Raw genomic sequence first — 10878 nt, forward strand, 5'->3', positions numbered from 1 at the left:
TCGCGGTGATCACCGCGACGCGGGGATCCGCGTAGCCCGGCGGTGGGCGACGGCTCGTCGAACAGCGGTCAGGACATGTCGAAGAACAGCGCGGGATCGGGGCCCACCCGGAAGTCCGTACCGATATCGGTCAGCTGCGCCATCTCCGGCTCGGTCAGCTCGAAGTCGAATATCCCGATGTTGCTCCGGATCCGCTCCGGAGTAACCGACTTCGGCAGCGCGACGACACCGAGCTGGACGTGCCAACGCAGTGCGACCTGTGCCGGGGTCCGATCGTGGGCACGTGCGATCGCACCGACCACCGGATGGCCGAGGAATCCCTGGCCGCGACCGAGCGGACTCCATGCCTGGGTCGTGATACCGAGCCCCTCGTGGAACGAGCGCAATTCGGTCTGCGGGAAACCGGGATGCAATTCGACCTGGTTGACCGCAGGCACGACCCCGGTCTCGTCGACCAATCGCCGGATGTTCTCCGGCGCGAAGTTGGACACCCCGATCGAACGCACCCGACCGTCGGACACCAGGCGCACCAACGCCTTCCAGGTGTCGACGTAACGGTCGAGCTTCGGACGGGGCCAGTGGATCAGGTACTGGTCGACGTACTCGACCCCGAGACGCTCGAGACTGGCTTCACAAGCCCGCAGCGTCTCGTCGTACCCCTGATCGTCGTTCCACACCTTGGTGATCAGGAAGATGTCCGAACGCGCCACCTCGCTCGACACGATGGCCTTCCCGACGCCTTCCTCGTTGCCGTACACGGACGCGGTGTCGAAGGTTCGGTAACCGGCGTCGAGGGCGGTGGACACCGCCTCCGTCGCCTCTTCCGGAGACACCTGGAACACGCCGAAACCCACGCGGGGCAGAGCCACCCCGTCGTTGAGCGTCACGGTGGGTATCTGCGCCATGACCGATCACTCCTCTCCGTTCAGCTGCCTGGACCGCGATCAGGAATACCAACCGGGCTCGGTGACCTCGTTGAACAACTGGAAGCGCCCGACCTCGTTTCGCTGGTAGGCGACCGGGTCGTGCACGGTGTGGGTCCGCACGTTCCGCCAGAATCGGTCGAAGCCGTACTTGCTCGCGGTCGAACGGGCACGGGTCACCTCGAATATGCGGGTGGTGATTTCGAGCGCTACTTCGTCGGCCCTGGCCTTGACCGCTCCGGTGCGGATCTTGTGCTCGCCGCGCGCGCGTTCGGTCAGCTTTCCCGGATTGCGGTGGATCTCCACATTCTCCCGGGCGACCTGGTCGACGAGGGCCTCCGCCGCCCACAGCTTCGCGGTGAGATCGCCGATGGTGTCGATGACCGACGGCTCATCAGCGGAACGCTCGTACCCGCCCCATGGCTTGCCGTGGCTGTGGACGTACTCCACTGCCGTGTCCAGGGCGCCGCGGGCGATACCCAGCCAAAAGCTCCCCATCACGAGTTGGCCGGTCGGCACCTGCATGGTGCCGTAAGGCCAGGTCGAGAACCGCTTGTCCTGGTCGAATCCGAGCGCATCGCCCCAGGGAACGCGGACTTCGTCGATGAATACCCCGCCGCTCTCGGTGAGCCGCTGGCCCATGTTGTCCCAGTTGTTCATCGGGGTCAGGCCGGACTGGTCGGTCGGCACCATCGCGAACACGTGGGTGTCGGTCCCCTCGATCACACCCTCGAGGCAGGTCATGTCCGAAACCCTGGCACCGGTGGCGAAGAACTTCTTTCCGTTGAACACGAGCGAGTCGCCGTCATCGCGGATGAGCACATCGGCGTCCCGGGCGTTGATCGCGCCGGCGAGGAACCAGTTGTTGCGAACGGCCTCGGCCTCGAACCGAGCGCTCTGCTCCGGTGTACCGATCAACCGGGGCAGGTAGTTCCACTGGTAGTGGTAGCCGAGCAAATGTCCGATCGAACCGTCGGCGGCGGACACCTCGCGGACCACCTTCAGCGCGGTCGGCCATTCCTGTCCCCCACCGCCGTGCTCGGTCGGGCCCAACAACGTCACCAGCCCGGAAGCCTTGAGCAGCGCGACCTCGGCGTACGGGGTTTCGTTGGCGCGATCGCGTTCGGCGGCGTCGGTGGACAGGATCTCGCGGACCTCGACGGCCCGCCGCACCCATTCCTCTTCGCTCGCGGGGCGCACCGCCCAGTGCGCGGGAACGTCGGTATCGATGAGTGAGGGCGACTGTTCGGTCGTGGTCACGACTACTCCTCCGCTGGATTCCGGGATCGGCGCTTCCGGTTCGTCGCGCCTGATGACTACGGTATGAACGGGGGCTCTCGTCGTTCTCTCGCTCCGCTCTCCGAGACCCACCGCTTTTTCGGCCGAAATGTCGTTGGACAGGAGGACGCTGACGCCGAAGATGGTCGTGCGGACACCACGACAGTGGCCGAAGGCCGCTGTCGTGACAACGACGGAAGGACTGGGGTATGAACGACGGCTTCACCACGCGGATCACAGCGGACGGCTCGTCCGGTTGGCCGGTGGAACGGGACCGGTACCGGTTGGTGGCGAGCAGGGCCTGCCCGTTCGCCAGCCGCGCGCTGGTCGTGCGGCGCCTGCTCGGCCTGGAGGACGTGCTCTCTCTCGCGGTGGTCGATCCGCTCCAGGGTGAGTGGAGCTGGCGATTCTCCCTCGACCCGGGCGGACGGGACCCGGTACTGGGCATCGCCTACCTGCGGGAGGCCTACCGCACAGCACGCCCCGGGTACGACGGTGGTGTCAGCGTTCCGGCGGTGGTGGACGTGCCCAGTGGCGAGCTGGTGACCAACGACCACACGACGTTAACGATCGACCTGGCCACCGAATGGCGTGCGCAGCACCGCGAGGGGGCTCCCGACCTCTACCCGGAACCGTTGCGCGACGAGATCGACGAGCTCATCGAGCAAATGGCCGATGACCTCTACTTCGGCGTGTACGCATGTGGGTTCGCCGAGAGCCAGGAGGACTACTCCAGGGCGTACCGCAAGTTGTTCGGTCGGCTGGACGCGCTCGAACACCGGCTCACCGATCGCCGCTACCTGGTGGGCGAGACGATCACCGAGGCCGACGTCCGGTTGTTCACCACTCTCGTACGTTTCGACGCCGTCTACCACGGCCATTTCAAGTGCAACCGCAACAAGCTCAGCGAGATGCCGGCATTGTGGGCGTACGTCCGGGATCTGTTCCAGACTCCCGGATTCGGCGACACGGTGCACTTCGACGACATCAAGCGGCATTACTACGAGGTGCACACCGACATCAACCCGAGCGGCATCGTCCCGGAGGGGCCGGAGCTGTCGAACTGGTTCACTCCGCACGGGCGTGCGGCGCTGGGTGGGCGTCCCTTCGGGAAGGGCACACCGCCAGGTCCGCCGCCGGAATCGGAGTTGGCCCCCTCGCCCTGACGCGTCTCGCACGAAAGTGATTGGGCTCGAACAAGCCTGCTGTGCGGAAGCGAGAACGGCGGGGCACCGGAACGGACGATCCGCGGTGCCCCGCCGCCACCGACGCCGGGTCGTATCGCACGAACGACGTCAGCCACTCGCGATCCCTACCCGTGGTGTTCGCGGAGCAGTTCCGCGACCCGGAACGCCAACTCGATTGACTGGCTGGCATTCAGCCGCGGATCGCACGCCGTCTCATAACGCGTGCACAGGTGCGTGTCCAACACCTCGTCCGCTCCGCCGAGGCACTCGGTGACGTCCTCCCCCGTCATCTCCAGGTGCATACCACCGGGATGCACGCCGGCTTCACCGAGCACGGCGAAGAAACCGGCGATCTCGGCGGTGATATCGGTCAGGTGCCGCGTCTTGTACCCGCTCGCGGAGCGGAACGTGTTGCCGTGCATGGGATCGCACGACCACACCACGGGATGCCCCGAATCGTGCACCGCTCGCACCAGTGGCGGCAGCTCGCTGTTGATCCGCTGTGCCCCCATCCGCGAGATCAGCACGAGGCGCCCCGGTAGGTGTTCCGGGTCGAGCCGCTCGCACAAGGCGAGCAGCTCCGAGGGCGTGGTCGAAGGACCGATCTTGATTCCGACCGGATTGGCCAGGCCCGACAAATACTCGATGTGTGCCCCGTCGAGCTTCCGGGTGCGGTCCCCAACCCACAGCATGTGGGCGCTCGTGCCGAACCACGCACCGGTTTCGACGTCGAACCGCGTCAGGGCCTGCTCGAAGCGGGGTAACAGCGCCTCGTGGGAGGTGAACAGTTGCACCTGGTGCAGCGCCTGCGAGCTCACCTGCTCGGTGCCGCACGCGGACATGAACCGCAGCGCCCATGTAATGTCGTCGGCGACCGCCTCGTAATCCCGGCCTGCGGGGCTGCGACGTACGAACTCCTGGTTCCAGGCGTGCACCTGGTCGAGGTCGGCGAAACCCTCCTTCGTCAGTGCCTGCAACATGTTCAATGTCGCCGAGGCGTTGTGGTACGCCCGCAACATCCGCTCGGGTTCGGGTCGGCGTGCCTGCGCGGTCGGTTCCGGACTGTTGACGATGTCGCCCCGGAAGACCGGGAGTTCCTGTCCGGCCACGGTTTCGACATCGGTGCTCCGGGGTTTGGCGAACTGGCCGGCGATCCGGCCGACCTTCACCACCGGCAGTCCCGAGCCGTAGGTCAGCAGGATGGCCAGTTGGAGGATGACCCGAAGTTTGCCGCGCACACCCTGCTCGGTGCAGGAACTGAACTGTTCGGCGCAGTCGCCCGCCTGGAGCAGGAAAGCCCGCCCCGAGGCAACCGTCGCGAGCGACCGGTGCAACTGCTGAACCTCGGTGGGCAGCACGAGCGGTGGTAGCAGCGAGATTTCCTCTGCGACGGTTTCCACCGCGTCCGGGTTCGGCCAGCGAGGCTGTTGTTCGGCGGGCCGGTCCGCCCAGGAGTCGGGCCGCCACGAACCCGGGGCTCGATGCACCAGCGGGTACGCCGGGTCCGGCGCGGCCGGTTGGGTCTTCTCGATCGGCTGCGAATCGGCTTCGATCACCTGCATGCTGACAACAACTCCTCCACGAGCGACCGGGCGTCCCGCCCCTTGTCGAGTTCCCTCACGATCGCGCTGCCGACGACAGCGGCGTCCGCACGTCCGCGCAGCCGCGCCAGGTGCTCCGGGCCGGAGATGCCGAAGCCGGCGGCGACCGGCAACGAAGTCTGCTGCCGAACGTGCGACAACAGTCCGGAAACCCCGTCCGGCAGCGCGGACCGGCTGCCGGTGGTCCCGGTGACGGTGACGCAGTAGACGAACCCGCTCGACGCGGAACACGCCGCGGCGACGCGCTCGGACGAGCTGGTCGGAGCCACGAGGAACACCGGATCGAGGCCTTCGGCCCGAAACGGTCCCGTCACCTCGTCGGACTCCCCCACCGGCAGGTCCGGCACGATCACCCCCGTCACCCCCGCCTGGGCGGCGTCGCGCGCGAACCGCTGCACGCCGTACGCCAGTACCGGGTTGACGTAGGTCATCAGCACCACCGGCGCGCCGCCCTCGGCCACGATGTCGGCGGCCAGTTCCAAGCAGCCCGGCACCGTGGCGCCCGCCTCCAGCGCGCGTTGACCGGCCCGCTGGATGACCGGTCCGTCAGCGAGCGGATCGCTGTAAGCGATGCCCAACTCGATCGCCCCGACACCGGCACCGGCGAGACGACGCCCCACCTCCCGCGTGGTTCGCGCGTCGGGGTGCCCGGCCATCAGGTACGGCACCAGGGCGAGGCTGCCGTCGTCGTTGCGCAATCGGTGTTCCAATGGCGACACTTCGGTCGTCGTCATCGCTGGCCTCCCGCCATGCTCGGTTCCCGGTCGATTCCCGCCTTCACGGCTTCGCCGTCGATGGGCGACATCTCCTCGACGGTGTGCATGTCCTTGTCACCGCGGCCGGACAGGCAGACCAGGACGCGGCCACCACGGCCGAGTTCCGCAGCCAGCTCACCGGCCTGGTGCAACGCGTGCGATGTCTCCAACGCGGGCATGATGCCTTCCAACCTGGTGCACAATTTGAACGCCGCCAGGGCTTCGTCGTCGGAAACCGCGACATAGGACGCTCGGCCCTGGTCGGCGAGCATCGCGTGCTCGGGTCCCACACCGGGATAGTCGAGCCCCGCCGCGACCGAATGGGTCGGCTGGATCTGGCCGGCGTTGTCCTGCAACAGCAAGCTGTAGCTGCCGTGCAGCACACCCGGTGTTCCCGCGACCGTGCCCGCCGCGTGCCTACCCTCGGCCAGTCCCGTACCACCCGCTTCGACTCCGAGCAGAGCGACACCGGCATCCTCCGTGAAGCCGCTGAACATGCCGATCGAGTTCGAACCGCCGCCTACGCACGCCACGACGACATCCGGCAGGACACCCGACTCCGCGAGATACTGCGCACGGGCTTCGTCCCCGATCACCCGCTGCAGCTCCCGCACCATTTCCGGATACGGGGCCGGACCGACGGCCGATCCGATGATGTAGTGGGTGTCGCCGACGTTGGTGACCCAGTCCCGGATCGCTTCGGACGTCGCGTCCTTCAAGGTCGCCGTACCCGCCGTGACCGGACGGACCTCCGCCCCCAGCAGGCGCATGCGGCGCACGTTGACCTCCTGCCGCCGCATGTCCTCGGCCCCCATGTACACCACGCACGAGAGACCGAACCTGGCGCACACGGTCGCGGTCGCCACCCCGTGCTGGCCGGCACCGGTTTCCGCGATGATGCGGCGTTTCCCCATGCGGCGGGCCAGTACCACCTGGCCGAGTGCGTTGTTCAGCTTGTGCGCTCCGGTGTGGCACAGGTCCTCGCGCTTGAAGTGGATCGTGGCTCCGCCGTGGTGCTCGGTCAATCGCTCCGCCTCGTAGAGCGGGGTGGGGCGGCCCACGAAGCTCGCCTGGTAGGCGCGCAGTTCGGCTCCGAACCCCGCATCGTCGCGCAGGCCATTCCACGCCTCGGCCAGCTCGTCCAGCGCGGCCACGAGCGTTTCCGGCACATACCGACCGCCGAAGCGGCCGAATCCGTCCTGGGGCTTCATGCTTCGCTCAGCTCCTTCAACTTCGTCTCCGGGTCGACGGCGGACATCAAGGTTTCGCCGACGAGCGTCGCGTCTGCTCCTGCTGTCCGGAGCCGACGCGCGTCCTCAGCCGAACGCACCCCGCTTTCGCCGACCAACAACCGACTCCTGCCGACACGACCGCGCAACCGCTCCGTACGCGTCATGTCGATCGAGAACGTGTGCAGATCCCGGTGGTTGACGCCGATGACACGAGCACCCGCCGCCATCGCCGCGTCGACCTCGGCTTCGGTGTGCACCTCCACGAGTGCTTCCATCCCCAGGCGCCGGGTGCGGTCGAGCAGCTCGCCGAGTCGTTGTTCCGGCAGTGCCGCGACGATCAGCAGCACGGCGTCCGCACCGAGGGCACGTGCCTCCCACACCTGGTAGTCGTCGACGATGAAATCCTTGCGCAGCAACGGAAGAGCAGTCTCGGCTCGGACCGCGCGAAGGTGTTCCGGACTGCCGCCGAACCCGTCCTCATGGGTGAGCACCGAGATCGCGGCCGCCCCGCCGCGTTCGTACTTCGCGGCCAGGTCCTTCGGCTGGTAGGAACGGGTGAGCGCTCCCCGGGAGGGGCTGCGTCGCTTCATCTCGGCGATCACGCCGAGTCCCGGTTCGGCCAGCGCGGCGGCGAAATCCCGGGCCGCGGGCGCGGACAACGCACGTCGGGTGATCTCGTCGTCCGCACGTACGCTCCTACGTCGGGCGGTCTGTCGTTCGGCGGCCGCTACGAGGCCGGTCAGCATGGTCGTGGTCATGTCAAACTCCTCAACGGTCGGGCGTCGTGGGTCGTTCTCACCCAGTTCTGCAGCAGTTCGTGCACGTCGCCGCTATCGATCGCACGGCTCGCCACTTCCAAGCCCTCGTGCCACCCGTCGACGCGGCCCGCGACCCGCAGCGCGGCCCCGGTGTTGAGCAGCACGACATCGCGGGCGGCTCCACGTTCACCGGTGAAGACGCGACGCAGGATGTCCGCGTTGATCCGCCGGTCACCACCCTCGAGGTCCGCGGCCGGTGTCGTGGACAACCCCAGTTCGGTGGGATCGAGCCGGTACTCCCGGCGTTGGTCACCGGCCACTTCGACGACTTTCGAGGGTGCTCCGAGACTCAACTCGTCCATCCCGTCCTCGGAGTGGAAGACCAACGCGCGGGTCACCTCGAGGCGCGAGAGCACCTCCGCCATCGGCGTGACCAGTTCCGGACTGGGGACGCCGAGCATCCGGAATCGGGCGCGTGCCGGGCTGCACAACGGACCGAGCAGGTTGAACACGCTTCGGACACCCAGTTCGCGGCGGGCTTCGGCCACGTACCGGAAGGCGGGGTGGAACCGAGGGGCGTACAGGAACGCGATTCCCACCGTCTCCAGCGCTCGGGCCGCATCTCCCGGTTCCTGCTCGATCCCCACCCCGAGTTCTTCGAGCACATCGGCACTCCCGCACGACGACGACGCGCTGCGATTGCCGTGCTTGGCCACCCGAACACCGCACGCGGCGGCGACGACCGCCGCAGCGGTGGAGATGTTGAACGTGTTGTGGCCGTCGCCGCCGGTGCCGCAGGTGTCGAGCACGTGGGAGTCGATCGGCACCTCGGTGGCGAACTCGCGCGCGGCGATTGCCAGGCCGGTGATCTCGTCAACCGTCTCACCACGTGCCGCCAGCGCCATCACGAACCCCGCCACGCGAACGGGGCTCACCTCGCCCCGCATGATCATCCGCATCGCGGAGGCCGCTTCGGATTCGGTCAGCGAATGCCCGCCCGACACCCGCCTGAGTAGCTCAATCATCGCCGCACTCCAGGAAGTTCGCCAACAACTGCTTGCCCTCGACGCTGAGCAGCGACTCCGGGTGAAACTGCACGCCGAACGTCGGATGGGATTCGTGCCGCATTCCCATCACCACACCGCCGGCCGTGGCGTTGACAACCAGCGGCGCGGACAGCGTTGCGGGGTCGACCGCGAGCGAGTGGTAGCGGGTCGCGGCGAACGGGCGGGGCAGGCCGGCGAGCACACCGGTTCCGTCGTGGTCGATGTCGGAAGCTTTGCCGTGCACCGGTGCCGTCCGGACGACGGATCCACCGAACGCCTCGGCGATGCACTGGTGGCCGAGGCACACCCCGAGCAGCGGAAGCAGACCGCTGAGCTCGCGCACCGCCGTCACCGACAGTCCGGCTTCGGCGGGCGTGCACGGCCCTGGTGAGAGCACCAGCATGTCGTGTCCCGCGAGCTCGTCGACGGTGGTCGCATCGTTGCGGAACACCACCGGTTCGCCACCGAGTTCGGCTATGTGGTGCACAAGGTTGTAGGTGAACGAATCGTAGTTGTCGACCACGGCCACCCTCGGGCGAGAACGGACCTCGTCTCGTGCGGTCATGTCGCCGCCTCCGCGCGCTCGACAGCGCTGAACATCGCCCGCGCCTTGTGCAGTGTTTCCAGGTATTCCGCGGTCGGATCGGAATCCGCGACGATCCCGGCGCCCGCTTGGACGTGCACCTGCCCGTTCGCGATCACCATGGTCCGCAGGGCGATGGCGAGGTCGGCCGCACCACCGAAGCCGACGTAGCCCAGCGCACCGCCGTACACGCCCCGCCGCTGCGGCTCGAGCTCCGCGATGATCTCCATCGCCCGAATCTTCGGGGCGCCGCTCAGGGTTCCGGCCGGGAAGGTCGACCGCAGCGCATCCAGGCAGGAGGCTCCGGGCGTCAACTCACCGGCCACGGTGGACGACAGATGCATGACGTGGGAGAAGCGTTCCACCTCCATGACGCGTTCCGCGCGGACAGTTCCCGGCTCGGCGACGCGGCCGATGTCGTTTCGGCCGAGGTCGAGGAGCATGACGTGCTCTGCCCGTTCCTTCTCATCGGACAACAACTCCCGTTCCCGCTCCGCATCGGTCGCGGCGTCGGCGGCGCGGGGTCGAGTTCCGGCCAGCGGCCGGGTCTCCACCCGCCCGCCATCCGCCTTGACCAACAACTCCGGCGAGGCACCGATCACGTGCCTGCCGCCTCCGAGGCTGAGGTGATACATGTACGGGGACGGGTTGGTCGCCCGAAGGTGTCGGTACAGGTCGAGAGGGTCGGCCCGCAGCGGCTTGCTGAACCGCTGCGAAAGCACGATTTGGAACGCGTCACCGGCCGCGATGTACTCGCGAGCCTGCTTCACCCCGGATTCGAACCCTTCGCGGGTGAAGTTGGACTCCCAGCGGTCGACGTCCGGTTCGGTCTCGCGGGTGAGCGGTCGAACGGTGAACTGCCCCCAGGTGGCGGCGGCGAGCAACCGCTCTCGCAACAGTCCGATCCGGGCGCACGCGTCGTCGTAGGACTCCGCGTTCGGACGGTGCATCGTGACCAGGAGCAGCCGGCGGGTCGCGTGGTCGAAGACGACCAGGTCCTCGACCGACAGAAAGGCCGCGTCCGGCAAGTCCGGTGCCGGACCGTCGGACTCGGGTAGCCGTTCGAAGTGACCGGCCGTCTCGTAGCCGAGATATCCCACCACTCCACCGCGGAACGGCGGCAGACCGGGTACCGGTGCGACCGGCCGGGTCGTCATCTCCTGCAGCGCCGTGAGCGGGTCACCTTCGGGGAGATCGACCGGACTCGGCTGGTAGCCGATGTAGGAGTACCGCGCCACGTCGCCCGAGACGGGGACGCCTTCCAGCAGGAAGCCGGGATCATCCGGGCCGCACAGCTGCGAGAACAACATCACCGGAGTGACCGTGTCGGCCAGAAACTCCTGGTATATGGGAATGATCGGATAGTCGTCGGCGAGCGCCGCCACACCGTCCCGGTCGGGGACCGACACCATGTCGATCGCGGCGGTTTCCACTTCTCGTACGTTGTGCACTTCTATTCGCCCTTCATCGTGGCGTTCGTGTGCGCAGGATGTGAAGAACACCGGAAGTGTCGGT

General features: G+C 67.5%; 10 protein-coding genes. 1 reads left to right on the top strand and 9 read right to left on the bottom strand.

Annotated features, from left to right (window positions below):
- Nucleotides 1-68: 68 nt before the first annotated feature.
- Together ACYVAN_RS00270 and ACYVAN_RS00275 are read right to left on the bottom strand one after the other, a co-directional pair.
- A complete protein-coding gene (locus ACYVAN_RS00270; RefSeq protein WP_460954274.1) occupies nucleotides 69-905 on the bottom strand; it encodes an aldo/keto reductase in 837 nt (278 codons plus the stop codon).
- Between the two features lie 39 nt (nucleotides 906-944).
- Nucleotides 945-2183 (bottom strand): acyl-CoA dehydrogenase family protein, encoded by a 1239-nt coding sequence (locus ACYVAN_RS00275; RefSeq protein ID WP_460954275.1) that lies wholly within the window; start codon nucleotides 2181-2183, stop codon nucleotides 945-947.
- Nucleotides 2184-2410: 227 nt separating this feature from the next.
- Here ACYVAN_RS00275 and ACYVAN_RS00280 point away from each other — a divergent pair, with 227 nt between their 5' ends.
- The gene (locus ACYVAN_RS00280; protein ID WP_460954276.1) at nucleotides 2411-3367 is read left to right on the top strand and encodes a glutathione S-transferase family protein; all 957 of its coding nucleotides are present in this window, start codon (nucleotides 2411-2413) and stop codon (nucleotides 3365-3367) included.
- Between the two features lie 146 nt (nucleotides 3368-3513).
- Here ACYVAN_RS00280 and ACYVAN_RS00285 read toward each other — a convergent pair whose 3' ends face one another.
- The 7 genes from ACYVAN_RS00285 to ACYVAN_RS00315 are packed head-to-tail and all read right to left on the bottom strand — an operon-like array spanning nucleotide 3514 to nucleotide 10814.
- Entirely contained in the window at nucleotides 3514-4950 is a 1437-nt protein-coding gene (locus ACYVAN_RS00285; RefSeq protein WP_460954278.1) for a class II 3-deoxy-7-phosphoheptulonate synthase, read from the bottom strand.
- Entirely contained in the window at nucleotides 4941-5723 is a 783-nt protein-coding gene (gene trpA / locus ACYVAN_RS00290; RefSeq protein WP_460954280.1) for a tryptophan synthase subunit alpha, read from the bottom strand. The genes ACYVAN_RS00285 and trpA overlap by 10 nt, the downstream gene beginning before the upstream one ends.
- Complete coding sequence (gene trpB / locus ACYVAN_RS00295; RefSeq protein WP_460954282.1) at nucleotides 5720-6955, bottom strand: tryptophan synthase subunit beta; 1236 nt, start codon at nucleotides 6953-6955, stop codon at nucleotides 5720-5722. Before trpB ends, trpA begins: the two co-directional genes overlap by 4 nt.
- Nucleotides 6952-7734 (bottom strand): indole-3-glycerol phosphate synthase TrpC, encoded by a 783-nt coding sequence (trpC, locus tag ACYVAN_RS00300; RefSeq protein ID WP_460954284.1) that lies wholly within the window; start codon nucleotides 7732-7734, stop codon nucleotides 6952-6954. Before trpC ends, trpB begins: the two co-directional genes overlap by 4 nt.
- Entirely contained in the window at nucleotides 7731-8759 is a 1029-nt protein-coding gene (trpD, locus tag ACYVAN_RS00305) for an anthranilate phosphoribosyltransferase (protein ID WP_460954286.1), read from the bottom strand. The genes trpC and trpD overlap by 4 nt, the downstream gene beginning before the upstream one ends.
- Complete coding sequence (locus ACYVAN_RS00310; protein ID WP_460954288.1) at nucleotides 8752-9345, bottom strand: anthranilate synthase component II; 594 nt, start codon at nucleotides 9343-9345, stop codon at nucleotides 8752-8754. The genes trpD and ACYVAN_RS00310 overlap by 8 nt, the downstream gene beginning before the upstream one ends.
- Entirely contained in the window at nucleotides 9342-10814 is a 1473-nt protein-coding gene (locus tag ACYVAN_RS00315) for an anthranilate synthase component I family protein (RefSeq protein WP_460954290.1), read from the bottom strand. Before ACYVAN_RS00315 ends, ACYVAN_RS00310 begins: the two co-directional genes overlap by 4 nt.
- Between the last annotated feature and the right edge of the window lie 64 nt (nucleotides 10815-10878).

It is taken from the genome of Parasphingorhabdus pacifica (assembly GCF_054779195.1).